Source organism: Roseateles sp. NT4 (genome assembly GCF_051857475.1).
In the GTDB taxonomy this organism is placed as follows: domain Bacteria; phylum Pseudomonadota; class Gammaproteobacteria; order Burkholderiales; family Burkholderiaceae_C; genus Pelomonas.
The window spans coordinates 1-14747 of the sequence record NZ_JBPZGZ010000005.1; the positions used below are offsets into that span (position 1 = coordinate 1).

At 67.9% G+C, this 14747-nt stretch carries 11 protein-coding genes and 1 tRNA gene; 9 read left to right on the top strand and 3 right to left on the bottom strand.

Annotation, left to right across the window (positions count from 1 at the left end):
* Positions 1-274 (top strand): hypothetical protein (locus ACS5PN_RS25945; protein ID WP_439466930.1); only part of this gene is annotated, 274 nt, incomplete at its 5' end.
* Between the two features lie 103 nt (positions 275-377).
* On the opposite strand, the gene ACS5PN_RS25950 is transcribed toward ACS5PN_RS25945, so the two are convergent.
* The 3 genes from ACS5PN_RS25950 to ACS5PN_RS25960 form a co-directional block, all read right to left on the bottom strand.
* Positions 378-2657 (bottom strand): TonB-dependent receptor plug domain-containing protein, encoded by a 2280-nt coding sequence (locus ACS5PN_RS25950; protein ID WP_439466931.1) that lies wholly within the window; start codon positions 2655-2657, stop codon positions 378-380.
* 92 nt (positions 2658-2749) lie between these two features.
* Positions 2750-3190 (bottom strand): group I truncated hemoglobin, encoded by a 441-nt coding sequence (locus tag ACS5PN_RS25955; RefSeq protein ID WP_439466932.1) that lies wholly within the window; start codon positions 3188-3190, stop codon positions 2750-2752.
* A 21-nt stretch (positions 3191-3211) separates the two neighbouring features.
* Positions 3212-4105 (bottom strand): DUF3034 family protein, encoded by an 894-nt coding sequence (locus tag ACS5PN_RS25960; protein ID WP_439466933.1) that lies wholly within the window; start codon positions 4103-4105, stop codon positions 3212-3214.
* Positions 4106-4220: 115 nt separating this feature from the next.
* Between ACS5PN_RS25960 and apbC the strand changes: the two genes are divergently transcribed.
* The 8 genes from apbC (at position 4221) to ACS5PN_RS26000 (ending at position 14745) form a co-directional block, all read left to right on the top strand.
* On the top strand, positions 4221-5315 hold the full coding sequence (gene apbC, locus ACS5PN_RS25965; protein WP_439466934.1) for an iron-sulfur cluster carrier protein ApbC: 1095 nt from the start codon (positions 4221-4223) through the stop codon (positions 5313-5315).
* A 289-nt stretch (positions 5316-5604) separates the two neighbouring features.
* Positions 5605-8676 carry a formate dehydrogenase-N subunit alpha gene (gene fdnG, locus ACS5PN_RS25970; protein ID WP_439466935.1) on the top strand — a complete coding sequence of 1024 codons (3072 nt, stop codon included), beginning with the start codon at positions 5605-5607 and terminating at the stop codon, positions 8674-8676.
* Between the two features lie 11 nt (positions 8677-8687).
* Positions 8688-9608: a formate dehydrogenase subunit beta gene (gene fdxH / locus ACS5PN_RS25975; protein WP_439466936.1), complete on the top strand. Its 921-nt coding sequence runs from the start codon at positions 8688-8690 to the stop codon at positions 9606-9608.
* Positions 9609-9620: 12 nt separating this feature from the next.
* On the top strand, positions 9621-10250 hold the full coding sequence (locus ACS5PN_RS25980) for a formate dehydrogenase subunit gamma (RefSeq protein ID WP_439466937.1): 630 nt from the start codon (positions 9621-9623) through the stop codon (positions 10248-10250).
* Positions 10237-11235 (top strand): formate dehydrogenase accessory protein FdhE, encoded by a 999-nt coding sequence (fdhE, locus tag ACS5PN_RS25985; RefSeq protein WP_439466938.1) that lies wholly within the window; start codon positions 10237-10239, stop codon positions 11233-11235. Before ACS5PN_RS25980 ends, fdhE begins: the two co-directional genes overlap by 14 nt.
* Positions 11235-12659: an L-seryl-tRNA(Sec) selenium transferase gene (gene selA / locus ACS5PN_RS25990; protein WP_439466939.1), complete on the top strand. Its 1425-nt coding sequence runs from the start codon at positions 11235-11237 to the stop codon at positions 12657-12659. The genes fdhE and selA overlap by 1 nt, the downstream gene beginning before the upstream one ends.
* A gap of 118 nt (positions 12660-12777) precedes the next feature.
* Positions 12778-14646 carry a selenocysteine-specific translation elongation factor gene (gene selB / locus ACS5PN_RS25995; RefSeq protein WP_439466940.1) on the top strand — a complete coding sequence of 623 codons (1869 nt, stop codon included), beginning with the start codon at positions 12778-12780 and terminating at the stop codon, positions 14644-14646.
* 3 nt (positions 14647-14649) lie between these two features.
* Positions 14650-14745 (top strand) — tRNA-Sec (locus ACS5PN_RS26000).
* Positions 14746-14747 lie beyond the last annotated feature (2 nt).

The window sequence follows — 14747 nt, forward strand, 5'->3', positions numbered from 1 at the left end:
CCGCTTCACCACCGTTAACGCCGGCTGCACGCCGGGCTCATCAGGAAATACCGAACAGCCGCGTCGCCCGAGCGACGCTGCATTTGGCATTTCTCGTGAGCCCGGCGTGCAGCCGCGCGTTCAGCGGACTGGTGGCCCGAAATTTGGTGCTGGTGATAGGGACAGCAGCGAGAGCGCAGCGGGTCGCGTCTTGCCGAAAAACCGCTGGCCGTTTTCGCGCGCCGCTCGTGGCGTCATCGCGCTGGTGTGCGGTTCAGGGCCTCTTCTTTGGTGACTTTCTTCTGGCCCCGCAGAAGAAAGTTACCCGGCCGCCGGGACGGACTCCCGGCAATGCATCGATCAGCAGCGCTCCTCGCAAAAGCAAGCTACAACCCAACTCAAATCTTCATCTCCCACCTCAACTGCCACTGCGTATAACTCGGCCCCCCGCTTCGCGACGTGATGAGCTGATCCCCGGTGGCAATCACACTCCCCGTGAAGTAATCCATCGCCGACAGATTCGTCGCCGACAACCTCAGCGACTGCTCCGTGTTGATGGCCCACAGCGCAAACGCATCCACCACCGCCTTGCGGCTGGCCGTGGTCTCGGTGATCAGGGTCTGCTGGATGACGGTCGACGGCGTCCAGTTCAGCGACGCGCCCAGCGTTAAGGGAACCGACCGCAGCCGGTAGTCAGCCCCCAGATTCGCCGTCCCCTTGGGCTGACCGTCGATGTGGTTGTTCGGCCCCGGAATGCCGTCGACCCTGGACGTGAAGATGCTGAAGTTGCTGCGGATGTTGATCGGCAGCGCGTCCTCGAAATACTCATCCAGGCGGAAGCGCGCCTCCAGCTCGACGCCGGCCGTCGAGGCCTTGCCGATGTTCAGCGGCCGGGCCACCCAGCGCTGCGTGGTGCTCCAGGGCACCGTTTCCAGCGACGTGACCGTGCGCATCAGATTGGTGATGCGTCGGGCGAAGAAGTTGGCGCTGAGCAGGCCGCCCTTGGTCTGGTAGTGCTCGTAGCCGATCTCGAAGCCGGTGGCCAGTTCGGGCTTGAGGTCGGGGTTGCCGGCGCGGTCGGGCGTGTTGGCCTGATGGGGCACCTGGCTGTTGATGGTGGGCCGCGCGATCAGGTCCTGCAGCTGCGGGCTGCGGTAGCTGCGCGTCAGGCTGGCGCGGATCATGTCGCGGCCCTTGTCGTCGAGCTTGTAGCGGGCATGGGCCAGCGGCGTGAAGACGCTGGACTTGTTGCGCGCGTCATAGCTGGCGGCGCTGGAGCGGGTCGTGATGCCTTCCCAGCGCAGGCCGGCGTAGAAGTCCCACTGCTTGCCGACGTTCCATTCGTCCTGGGCATAGGCCGCGACACGCGTGGACGAGGCATCGAGGTCGTCGCCGAAGTCGTCCAGGCCCGGTTGCGGCGCGCCGTTGACCAGGGTCACACGGTTGGTGTGGCGCGACGTGCCTTCGCCCTCGATGCCGGAGACCAGGCTGTGGTCGCCGCCGAGGTTGTGGGAGATCTTGGCCAGGGCGCTCCAGTTGCTGTCGCGGCTGGTGCTGCTGTCGTCCTGCAGGCGTGAGGCCGCGCCGGCCAGCCGCTCCTGGCGCACGCTGTGGCTCTCGCCGCGGGCGCGGCCGATGCCACCCCGGGCTTCCACGCGGGTGTCGGCGCTGAGCTTGCTTTGCCACTGCGTGTTCAGACGGGCCATGGTGAATCGGCTGTCGCCGTCGGTGTCGGCCTGGTCGAAGAAGCCCGTTGGCGTCGGGTTGGGCTGGGGCGTCGTCGTCTGCAGCAGCTGGCTGTTGGTCGTGGACTTGGTCGACACGATGAAGGGCTGGATGGCCAGGCTGTCCGTCGCGTTGAGCTTGAACTGCACGCGGCCGGTCAGGTTCAGCGCGGTGCGCTCGTCCGAGTTGCGGCCGCGCGAGGTCAGCAGGCTGTCGGTGTTGGTGGCGACGGTGTGGGTCAGCGTGTCGTTGATGATGTCATCGACGCGCTCGCCGTGCAGGGCATTGACGGTCAGGTTGTAGGCATGGCCTTCGCCGAAGTTGTCGTTGCGCGTCCAGCTGATGCCGGGGCTGATGTGGCCGCGCTCGGTCGCGAAGCCGGCACGGAACTCGTTGAGGCGTTTCTTGAGCGCCTCGCGCAGCACGACATTGATGGTGCCGGCCACGGCGCGGGTGCCGTACTCGGCCGTCGGTGCGCGCAGCACTTCGATGCGTTCGACCTGCTCGGGCGGCAGCTGGTCCAGCGAGAAGCCGGGCGGCATGCGCTCGCCGTTGACGAGGATCTGCGTGTAGCCGCCGCCCATGCCACGCATGCGGATGTCGCCGCCGCGCCCGGGGCGGCCGCCGGTGGTCACGCCCGGCAGGCGCTTGATCATCTCGCCCAGGGTCGAGTCGCCGAACTTGTCGATCTCCTCGCGGGTGATGACGATCTTGCTGGCCGTCGATGCCTTGCGGATGGAGTCGTCGCTGGCATTGCCGCTGACCTCGACGCGCTTGAGCTGTTCGGACCTGGCGTCCGCGGGCTTGGCGGCGGGGCGCTGGGCAGGGCGTGCCGGTGCGGAAGCGGGGGCGTCGGGCGGCGTGGCCTGGGGCTGGGTCTGGGTTTGAGCGACAGCAGGCAAGCTGCCGCTGACTGCCAGCACGGCAGCCGCGGAAACACGGGTGAGTTGCATGGCCGGCAGTTTGCCGCGCCCCCCACACCGACTTGTGGCCGAGCCGTTAACGCAAAAGTTCTTTACCGACCCTGCTGCGGTGCCAACAGAAGCTAGGGGCCCGCCGGCGTGACGATGTCGCGGTGCATGGGCGCCAGACGCGCCAGCATGCCGTTCTGGGCCGCGAAGGGGATGCCCTTGGCGTCCATGGACAGCTGCAGGATTTCGACCAGCGCATTGAAGTCGCGGCGGCGGATCTCCAGGTCCTGGTGCACCAGCTTCATCGGCGCTCCCTGGTAGGTGCAGGGGCCGCCGGCTTCCTGGCAGAGCTGTTCGGTCAGTTGCTTCGTCAGGTTCTCGCGGTTGACGTCCTTGAAGAAGGGCGCCGTGCGCGGGTCGGCCACGAGGCGGGGCACGAAGTCGTCCATGACGGCGCGGATGCCGGCCTGGCCGCCCCAGGCCGGGTAGACGCTGTCGTTGGCCGGCGGCGTTTGCGCAAACGCCGAGGAGCCAAGCAGCAGGCAGGCGAGAACCGTGATGACGACAAGGCGCATGAAGTGACTCCTAGAGCGCAGTCATAGCGCGAATTGCGCCGACAGATAGCTGCCCGTCTGGCGCTTGGGCTGCACGGCCGGGGCAATGCGGCCCAGGTCCACCCAGGCGGCGGTCAGCGAGAAATGCTTGTTGGGCGCCCAGGCGACGAAGACGTCCTTCCAGTCGTCCTCCTTCAGCGCACCGGCGCCGAGCACCGAGTTGTTCAGGTTGTCGGGCTTGGCGCGGAACTCGAAGCCGATGGCGATGTTCTTGGCCAGCAGCTTGGCAATCGAGAACTCGGGCTGCAGCCGCATGCCCTTGCCCTGGGCGCCGCCAAAACCCAGCAGGCCGTTCTGGTTGGCCTTGGTGGCGCGCAGCGTCAGGTTGACGAGGACGCCGTCGGCCAGGAAGAGCTTGGTGGCGCTGACATAGGCGTCCGTGCCTGAATCCCTGGCGCCCAGCGGACCGAATAGCGTCGGGCCGAGGTTGCCGGCATGGGTCTTCTTGTGCTCCAGGCCGATGGCAACCTGGGGCATCAGCGTGTCGCTGTCCAGCACGGCGTCGCCGAACAGGCGCACCTTGATGCCCAGGATGTCCTGCTTCAGATGCAGGCCGTCCAGGCCGAGGGGCGCGAGATTGCTTTCGGTGTTGAAGTCCTGCTTGGCCAGCGAGATCTCGACGCGGTCCTGGATGCCGACGGCGGCGCCATAGGTCAGCAGGCCGTAGTTGTCGGTGGTCGCCCGGGTGACGAAGGCGGTGGCGCCGAACTCACCTGCCGTGGCGTAGCTGCCGGTGACGGCCCAGGGCGTCAGTCCGCCGCCGGCCGCGCCATCGATGCTGGACACGCCGCCGGTCAGCAGCAGCTTGCCGCCAGACTGGGCAAAAGCGGGTGCGCCGAGCAGGGCGGCAATGAGCAAAAGGGCGGGACGGCGCATGGAATCTCCGGCGGCAATGCAGGCCGCCTCACTCTACGCAGAAAGCCCGCCAACTGGATGCAAACCCCTCGCGGGCTAGACTGCTGGCCCCGTTTCCCGTGAACTGTTCCCTGCCATGACCGCCATTTCCGATGTCCAGCTGCAACCCCTGCTGCAAGCCGTGGTGGACCCCGGCAGCGGCCGTACGCTGGGTGAGGACAAGGCGGTCAAGGCCATCAAGGTGGACGGCGCCGATGTCGCCATCGACATCGAGCTGGGCTATCCGGCCGCCAGCCAGCATGCGTTGCTGACGGCCGTGGTCGTTGACGCCGTCCTGGCCGTGCCTGGCGTGGGTAACGTCAAAGTCAACATTTCCACCAAGGTCGTTGCCCATGCCGTGCAGCGTGGCGTGCAACTGCTGCCGGGCGTCAAGAACATCATCGCCGTGGCTTCCGGCAAGGGCGGCGTCGGCAAGAGCACGACGGCGGCCAACCTGGCCCTGGCCCTGTCGGCCGAAGGCGCCCGCGTGGGCGTGCTGGATGCCGACGTCTACGGCCCCAGCCAGCCGCTGATGCTGGGCGCCAGCGGCCGCCCCGAGACCCTGGACGGCCAGACCATGGAGCCCCACATCGCCCACGGCCTGCAGGTGAATTCCATCGGTTTCCTGGTCGACGACGACCAGGCCATGATCTGGCGCGGCCCCATGGCCACCCAGGCCCTGGAGCAGCTGCTGCGCCAGACGCGCTGGCAGGAGCTGGACTACCTCGTCATCGACCTGCCGCCCGGCACCGGCGACATCCAGCTGACGCTGTCCCAGCGCGTGCCCGTGACCGGTGCCGTCATCGTGACGACGCCGCAGGACATCGCGCTGATCGACGCCAAGAAGGGCCTGAAGATGTTCGAGAAGGTGGGCGTGCCCATTCTCGGCATCGTCGAGAACATGGCCGTGCACATCTGCTCCAACTGCGGCCATGCCGAGCACATCTTCGGCGCCGAGGGCGGCGCGAAGATGGCGGCCCAGTACGGCACCGAGCTGCTGGCCTCGCTGCCCCTGGCCATGAGCATCCGCGCCCAGGCCGACTCGGGCACGCCCACCGTCGCTGCCGAACCCGACAGCGAGGTCGCCGCGCTTTACAAAGCGCTGGCCCGCAAGGTGGCCGCCAAGATCGCGGCCCAGGGCAAGGACTATTCGTCCAAGTTCCCGAGCATTTCCATCTCCAAGACGACTTGACGTTTAGCCCCTCGCCCAAGGAATACTTGGTCGGTCCCCCGAGGGGACGGCGATGCTTGCGGCATCGAGCCACAAGCACATCGCCAGAGCGGGCCGGCTAGGGAGCGGCCCGGCGCTCGGCCCGCGAAAAAGGCCTCACCGTTGGATACCCGAGCGCTTTAGTCCCCCGGGTTGCCCGCCCTGGACAAGGGCTCTCCTTTGTGAAGAAATCGCGTCACGGCGGCCAGCGACGGCTGCGCGCTGATTCGTTGCTGCACAAGAGCGGGCCCTGCCCGCAGGAGACAGTCGAATGGACATGGACCGGAGGCAGTTTTTCCGGGTGAGCGGCGCGGGGCTGGCAGCGTCCAGCCTGGTCGCGTTGGGGTTCTCGCCAACGGCGGCCCTCGCCGAAGCGCGCAACTTCAAGCTCTCCCGGGCAACCGAAACCCGCAACACCTGCCCCTACTGCTCGGTGGGCTGCGGCGTCATCATGTACAGCTTGGGCGACAAGGCGAAGAACGTCACCTCGTCCATCATCCACATCGAGGGCGACCCCGACCACCCGGTCAACCGCGGCACGCTGTGCCCCAAGGGCGCGGGCCTGCTGGATTTCGTGCACAGCCCCAACCGGCTGAAGTACCCCGAGATCCGCGAGCCGGGCGCCAAGGAATGGAAGCGCGTCAGCTGGGACGAGGCCATGGACCGCGTCGTCAAGCTGATGAAGGCCGACCGCGACGCCAACTTCCAGGCCACCAATGCCGACGGCAAGACCGTCAACCGCTGGCTGACCACCGGCATGCTGTGCGCGAGCGCATCCTCCAACGAAGCGGGCTACATCACCCACAAGGCGATGCGCTCGATGGGGATGCTGGCATTCGACAACCAGGCACGTGTTTGACACGGCCCGACGGTGGCCAGTCTGGCCCCGACGTTTGGCCGCGGCGCGATGACCAACCACTGGGTGGACATCAAGAACGCAGACCTGGTACTCATCATGGGCGGCAATGCCGCCGAGGCCCACCCTTGCGGTTTCAAGTGGGTCATCGAGGCCAAGCACCACAACAAGGCCAGGCTCATCGTCGTCGACCCGCGCTTCACGCGCTCGGCCGCCATGAGCGACTACTACGCGCCCATCCGCGCAGGCAGTGATATCGCCTTCCTGGCGGGTGTCATCAACTACCTGCTGTCCAATAACAAGATCCAGACCGAGTACGTCAAGAACTACACCAACGCCAGCTTCATCATCGGCGAGGACTACAAGTTCGACGCCGGCCTCTTCAGCGGCTACGACGAGGCCAAGCGCCGCTACGACCCCAAGAGCTGGGGCTATGAGCTCGACGACAAGGGCTTCGCCAAGGTCGACCCGACGCTGGAGCACCCGCGCTGCGTGCTCAACATCATGAAGGCGCATTACGCGCGCTACACGCCCGAGCAGGTCAGCAAGATCACCGGCACGCCCAAGGACAAATTCCTCAAGGTCTGCGAAATGATCGCGGAGACGTCCAGGCCCGACAAGGTCATGACCATCATGTACGCCCTGGGCTGGACCCAGCATAGCCAGGGCTCTCAGATGATCCGCACCGGGGCGCTGGTGCAGCTGCTGCTGGGCAATATCGGTCAGCCCGGCGGCGGCATGAATGCGCTGCGCGGCCACAGCAACATCCAGGGCCTGACCGACCTGGGCCTGCTGTCGACGTCGCTGACGGGCTATATGAGCCTGGCAAGAGATGCCGAGCAGGACCTCGACACCTATTACAAGACCCGCGCGCTGAAAGCCCTGCGCCCCGGCCAGATGAGCTTCTGGCAGAACTACCCCAAGTTCTTCGTCAGCCAGCAAAAGGCCTGGTGGGGCAAGGCGGCCACGGCCGACAACTCCTGGGCCTTCCACTGGCTGCCCAAGTGGGACAAGGGCTATGACGTGCTGCAGACCTTCGAGCTGATGAACCAGGGCAAGCTCAACGGCTACATCTGCCAGGGCTTCAACCCGGTCGGCTCCTTCCCCAACAAGAAGAAGGTGGTCGCGGGCCTGTCCAAGCTGAAGTTCCTCGTCATCATCGATCCGCTCAACACCGAGACCGCCGAGTTCTGGAAGAACCATGGCGAGCACCACGACGTGAAGAGCGAGGACATCCAGACGACGGTGTTCCGCTTCCCAAGCACCTGCTTTGCGGAGGAGGACGGCTCGCTGACCAACTCCGGCCGCTGGCTGCAATGGCACTGGAAGGGCGCCGAGCCGCCCGGCGAGGCCAAGGGCGACCCCGAGATCATTGCCCAGCTCTTCACGCGCATGAAGGCCGCCTATGTGAAGGACGGCGGCGCCTTCCCCGACCCCATCGTCAATCTGAGCTGGCCCTATCTGCAGCCCACCAACCCCTCGGCCGAGGAACTGGCCAAGGAGTACAACGGCAAGGCCCTGGCCGACGTGACCGACCCCAAGGACGCCACCAAGGTGCTGGCCAAGGCGGGCGAGCAGCTCAGCGGCTTTGGCCTGCTGCGTGACGACGGCAGCACGTCCAGCGGCTGCTGGATCTATGCCGGCGCCTGGACCCAGGCCGGCAACCAGATGGCCCGCCGCGACAACGCCGACCCCTGGGGCATAGGCCAGACCCTGGGCTGGGCCTGGGCCTGGCCGGCCAACCGGCGCGTGCTCTACAACGCGGCCTCCTGCGACCCGACCGGCAAGCCCTGGAATCCCAAGCGCCGCCTGGTGTCCTGGGCCGGCGACAAATGGGGCGGCTCCGACGTGCCCGACATCCGGCCCGACGCCAACCCGACGGACGCCGACGCGGTGCGCCCCTTCATCATGACCGCCGAGGGCGTGGCGCGCCTCTTCGCGCCCACCGGCATGGTGGACGGCCCGCTGCCCGAGCACTACGAGCCCTTCGAGACGCCGCTGGCCGCCAACCCCATGCACCCGAACAACGCCAAGGCCAAGTCCAACCCGGCCGCGCGCGTCTTCAAAGGCGACCTGGAGGCCTTCGGCACGCCCAAGGACTTCCCTTACGTGGCCACCAGCTACCGGCTGACCGAGCACTTCCACTACTGGACCAAGAACGTGCGCACCTCGGCCATCGTGCAGCCGCAGCAGTTCGTCGAGATTGGCGAGGAGCTCGCCAAGGAGAAGGGGGTCGCCAACGGCGACTGGGTCAAGGTGACCAGCAACCGCGGCTTCATCAAGGCCGTGGCCGTCGTCACCAAGCGCATCGCCTCGCTGGACGTGGACGGCAAGCGCGTGCACACCGTGGGCCTGCCCAACCACTGGGGCTTTGTCGGTGTGGCCAAGCCCGGCTATCTCGTCAACACGCTGACCCCCTTCGTGGGCGACGCGAACACGCAGACGCCGGAGTTCAAGAGCTTCACCGTGAACCTCGAGAAAGCCTGAGGGAGGCCGCCATGTCATCACTCCAATCCCTCGACATCGCCAAGCGCTCGGCCACCACCACGCCGTCCACGCAGGCACGCAGCCATGTTGCCGAGGTCGCCAAGCTCATCGACGTGTCCTCCTGCATCGGCTGCAAGGCCTGCCAAGTGGCCTGCATGCAGTGGAATGACCTGCGAGACGAGGTCGGCGACAACCACGGCACCTACGACAACCCGCGCGACCTGACGCCGCAGAGCTGGACGGTGATGCGCTTCTCGGAAGTGGAGGTCGAGAAGGACAAGCTGGAGTGGCTGATCCGCAAGGACGGCTGCATGCACTGTGAGGACCCCGGCTGCCTGAAGAGCTGTCCGGCGCCGGGCGCCATCGTCAAGTACACCAACGGCATCGTCGACTTCATCTCCGAGCATTGCGTCGGTTGCGGCAACTGCGTGACCGGCTGCCCCTTCGATGTGCCGCGCCTGAGCAAGGTCGACAACAAGGCCTACAAGTGCAGCCTGTGCTCCGACCGCGTCGGCGTGGGCTTGGAGCCGGCCTGCGCCAAGGCCTGCCCGACCGGCGCCATCCGCTTCGGCACCAAGGAGGACATGCTGGACTTCGGCGCCGAGCGCATCGCCGACCTGAAGGAGCGCGGCTATGCCAACGCGGGCGTCTACGACCCGCCGGGCGTGGGCGGCACCCATGTCGTCTATGTGCTGCAGCATGCCGACAAGCCCGAGCTGTACCACGGCCTGCCGGCCGACCCCAAGATCAGCCCGCTGGTGTCGCTGTGGAAGGGCGCAGCCAAGCCGCTGGCCGTCGCGGCCATGATTGGCGCGGCGATTGCCGGCTTCTTCCACTACACGCGCGTCGGGCCCATCGAGGACCCGGATGACCCGGAAGCGGATCACAACATCGCCCGCCATGGCGACGATGCCAACCACCCCACTGCCTGACAGGAGCGCACCATGGGCACACGCTTTCTGCAGCGCTACACGGCCGGCGAGCGCAGCAACCACTGGCTGATCGTGCTGTTCTTCCTCGGCGCCGGCCTGTCGGGCCTGGCCTTCTTCCACCCCGCCTTCTATTTCCTGACGGCCTTGTTCGGCGGCGGCACCTGGGCGCGCATCCTGCATCCCTTCATGGGCCTCGTGATGGCCCTGTGCTTCCTGGTGATGTTCTTCAGGCTCTGGCGTCACAACCGCATGACTGACCTCGACAAGCAGTGGTTGCGGGAGGCGCCCGAGCTGATGCGCACGGCCGACGAAGGCCGTATGCCGCCGGTAGGCCGATACAACGCGGGCCAGAAGCTGGTGTTCTGGATCATGGCCACCAGCCTGATGGTGCTGGTGCTGACCGGCTTCATCTTCTGGCAGCCCTGGTTCGCCGACAGCTTCCCCATCGTTGCGCGGCGCATCGCCGTCCTGCTGCATGCACTGTCGGCGACCCTCCTGATCCTGACCGTCATCGTGCACATCTATGCCGCCATCTGGGTCAAGGGCACCTTGCGCGCCATGACGCGCGGCACGGTGACCGAGGGCTGGGCGCGCCAGAATCACCCGCTATGGCATCGCGAAATGACCAATGACCGCCGGTAGCGCGCATCAAAGAATTCTCAGCCCGGAGGAGATCGCCGTCCGTGCCGGCGAGCAGCTGACCTTCCTGCACCTGCCCGAGGCCGGCGTCTTCGCCGACCGGGCCCTGCGCCTGCGCGTACTGGCCGCCGGCCATGCGATGCGCGACTTCCTGCTCTTCGTCGCCGAACTGGCCGAGGCCCAGCATCGGGCGCTGTCCGCCGGCGTCGATGTGCCGCTGCCCACGGCCGAGCAGATCGAGGCCGCCGCCCGCAACGGCCAGCCCTTGCTGATGGCCGAAACCTGGCCGCGCGCCGCGGTCTGGCGCGACTCGCTGCGCGCGCTGCTGCAGGACCTGGCCCGCCGCCTTGGAGAAGGCCCGGCCAGGGCCACGGTGCTGCAACTTTCCTCCGCCAGCGACGAGTATCTGGAGACTCAGGCCGGCCGCCTGCTGTCCGGCGTGATGCTGGGGCTGGACTTGGCCAGCGCGCCGCTGGTCGCCGCCGGTTTGCAACTGCATTGGGTGCGCCTGGCGCGGCAGACGGCGGCCCGCGCGGCCGGCCCGGTCGCTGCCTTCGGCCGCATCGACGACCCCACCGCCTGCCCCTGCTGCGGCTCGCGCCCGGTTGCCTCGCTCGAGCGCCTGGGCAGCGAAGGCGCGCGCTACCTCGCCTGCGGCCTGTGCGCGACGCAGTGGCATTACGTCCGCGTCAAGTGCAGCCACTGCCAGAGCACCAAGGGCATCTCGCTGCAAAACCTCGTCGTGGCCGATGGCAGCGTCGCCGAGGCCCAGCCCGCCGTGCAGGCCGAGTGCTGCAGCGAATGCGGCCACTATCTGAAGCTGATGCACCCGGTGCGCGACAACGGCCTCGAACCGGTGGCCGACGACCTCGCCACGCTGACGCTGGACCTGCTGGTCAGCGAGGCCGGCCTGCAGCGCCATGGCGTCAACCTGCTGCTGCTCTTCGGCGAACCCAACCAGGCGCCACCGCCGGGAAGAGAGCACTGATGAAGGCGCCCGACGAATCCGTGGTCCACGGTTCCAAGGCCAGCCCCAAGGAACTGCCGGCTCTGGACAAGCTGCTGCGCGACTGCGCGGCGCTGGTGGCCGAGCATGGCCACACGCTGGTGGCCGGCGAGGCGAGGGCGCTGCTGGACGCCCTGCGCAGCCGCGCCGTGGCTGGTGAGTTGCCTCGCGCGGAGCTGGAGGCGCTGCCGCGGACACTGTCGGCGCGGGTCCACGCGCGCATGCAGCCGAATATGCGAGCCGTGCTCAACCTGACGGGCACCGTGATCCACACCAACCTCGGCCGCTCCCTGCTGGCCGACGCGGCCCTGCAGCAGGTGCTGGCCTTGATGGGCTCGCCCAACAACCTTGAGTTCGACCTCGAGGCCGGCGCACGCGGTGACCGTGATGACCTCATCGAAGGCCTGCTCTGCGAGCTGACCGGCGCCGAGGCCGCCACCGTCGTCAACAACAACGCCGCGGCCGTGCTGCTGGGCATTGCGGCCCTGGCGCGTGGCAAGGAGGCCATCGTGTCGCGCGGCGAACTGGTCGAGATCGGCGGTGCCTTCCGCATGCCCGACGTGATGAGCGCAGCCGGCGCGACGCTGGTGGAGGTCGGCACCACCAACCGCACCCATGCACGCGACTACGAGCAGGCCATCACGCCGCGCACCGGCCTCATCGTCAAGGTCCACACCAGCAACTACCAGGTGCAGGGCTTCACCGCAGCCGTCGACGAGGCCACGTTGGCCCCCATCGCGCACGCTGCCGGCCTGCCGCTGATGACCGACCTCGGCAGCGGCGCCCTGGTCGACCTGTCGCAATGGGGCTTGCCCGCCGAGCCCCTGCCGCAGGCCATGCTGGCCGCCGGCTGCGATGTCGTGACCTTCAGCGGCGACAAGCTGCTGGGCGGCCCCCAGGCCGGCCTCCTCGTCGGCAGCAAGGCCGCCGTCGGCAAGATCCGCAAGTACCCGATGAAGCGGGCGCTGCGTCTGTCCAAGTTGCCGTTTGCGGCGCTGGAGGCGACGCTGCGCCTTTATCTTCGGCCCGAGCGGCTGGTGCAGGACCTGCCGACGCTGCGGCTGCTGACTCGAAATCAGGCGCATATCGCTGAACTGGCGCAGCGCCTGTTGCCCGAAGTGGCCGCCGCTGTAGCCCCGCGCTTCACTGTCGAGACCCTTGCGCTGCAAAGCCAGATCGGCTCCGGTTCCCTGCCGGTCGAACGGCTGCCGTCCGCGGGCCTGGCCATCACGGCTGTGGACGGTCGCGGTCGAACGCTCGAAGCGTTGGCCGCTGCCTTGCGCGGCCTGCCGCGGCCGGTGATTGGCCGCATCCATGACGACCGCCTGCTGCTGGACCTGCGCTGCCTCGAAGAGCCGGCCCTGCTGACGTCGCAGCTGGGCGTGCTGAAGGAGGCGTTGAAATGACTTCCTTGAGACCAGTCCATATCAGCCACAGAGGCGCGGAGACACAGAGAAGTTGTTGGCTTCTCCTCCGTGCCTCTGTGCCTCTGTGGCTGTGTTCCTACGCGTCGCAGGTGGCTGCGTGATCGTCGGGACGGCCGGTCACATCGACCACGGCAAGACAACGCTCGTCCGTGCTTTGACCGGCGTCGACACCGACCGTCTGCCGGAAGAGAAGGCGCGCGGCATCAGCATCGAGCTGGGCTATGCCTATCTCGACGTTCCTGATCACGAAGAACGCCTGGGCTTCATCGACGTGCCCGGCCACGAGAAGCTGGTCCACACCATGCTGGCCGGTGCCAGCGGCATCGATTTCGCGCTGCTGCTGGTGGCCGCCGACGATGGCGTCATGCCGCAGACCCGCGAGCACCTGGCCGTGCTCAGCCTGCTCGGCCTGAGGCGCGGCGCCGTCGTCATCACCAAGGCCGACCGGGCCGAGAGCAGCCGCGTCGAAGCCTTGCAAGAGGAGGTGAGGGCGTTGCTCGCCGGTACGGGGCTGGATGCCGTGCCCATCCTGGCCGCATCTGCGCAGACGGGGCAGGGCGTCAACGAACTGCGCGAGCTGCTGTTCGAAACCGCCCGTCAGACACCGCCTCGCGCCTGCCGCGGCCTCGCAGCCCGCCTGGCCGTGGACCGTGCCTTCAGCCTTGACGGCGTCGGCACCGTCGTCACCGGCACCCTGCATGCGGGCGAGATTGCTGTGGGCGACGAGCTGTTCATCCAGGGCCATCGTGCGCGTGTGAAGAGCCTGCATGCCCAGAACCGTGCCGTCGAGCGTGCCCAGGCCGGACAGCGTTGCGCCGTGGCTTTGGCGGGTCTTGCCCGAGAAGACGCACCGCGCGGTCAGTGGCTGACAGCGCCGGCCGTTGCGCTGGCCACGGACCGTTTCGACGCGCGCCTGACGCTATGGCCCGGTGAGGCCAAGCCGCTGCGATCGGGCCAGCGCGTGCATGTCCACCTCGGCGCCCAATCGGTGATGGCCAGCGTCGCGGTGCTGGAGGGCGACGCCATCGATCCCGGCGCCTCGGCCCGCGTGCAACTCGTTTGCCATGCCCCGGTGGGAGCTTGGCGCGGCGACCGCCTGGTGCTTCGCGACGCCGGCGCCTCCCGCACGATGGCCGGCGGCGTCGTGCTCGACCCCTTTGCGCCCGCCCGCTACCGACGCACGCCCGAGCGCCTGGCCGAGCTGGCGGCCTGCGAGCTGCCCACGCTGGCGCGGCGGCGCGAGCGGCTGCTGGCCTTGTCCAGCCTGGGCCTTGACCTGGCCCGATTCGCGCAGGCCGAGGGGCTGGCGCAGGCGCTGCAGGGCTGGGCCTTGGGCGATGACGCCGCAGCTGCACTGACCACACGACTGCTCGCTGCGCTGGCCGACTTTCATCAGCAGTCGCCCGAGGAGCTCGGCCCCGATGCCGCCCGCCTGCGCCGCCTCGTTGCGCCGCGCATCGCCGAGCCGCTGTGGCGAGACCTGCTCGCCGGCCTGCGCGCGGCCGGCCGCATTGCGCTGCGCGGCGCCTTCGTGCATCTGCCCGAGCATGGCGTGCAGCTGTCGGCCATCGAGGAGCGCATCGCCCAGAAGATCGCGCCTCGCCTGGCCGCCGCTGGTGTCGAGGGCGCCTGGGCTCGCGACCTCGCCAAGGACTGCGCCGAGCCCGAGCCGCTGATGCGCGCCACCCTGGCGCGACTGGCCCGGCAGGGTGAACTACACCAAGTGGTGAAGGACCTTTATTGCGACACCGCGACGATGGCGCGGCTGGCGGCGATCGCGCGCCGGATCTCCGCCGAGCACGGCAAGGTCACGGCCGCCGCTTTTCGCGACGCAACCGGCCTGGGCCGCAAGCGCGCCATCCAGCATCTGGAACATTTCGACCGCGTCGGCTTGCTGCGCCGTGTCGGCGACGAACACCGGCTGCGGCCGGACAGCGGGCTGTTTGCCCAGGAATCGACGACATGACAGGGAGGGGCAACGACACCGGTGTGTCGGCCGGGCTTCAAACCCGGTGGGTGGCGCCACGCGCCGCTGGGTGGGTTCGACTCCCACGCCCCTCCGCCAAC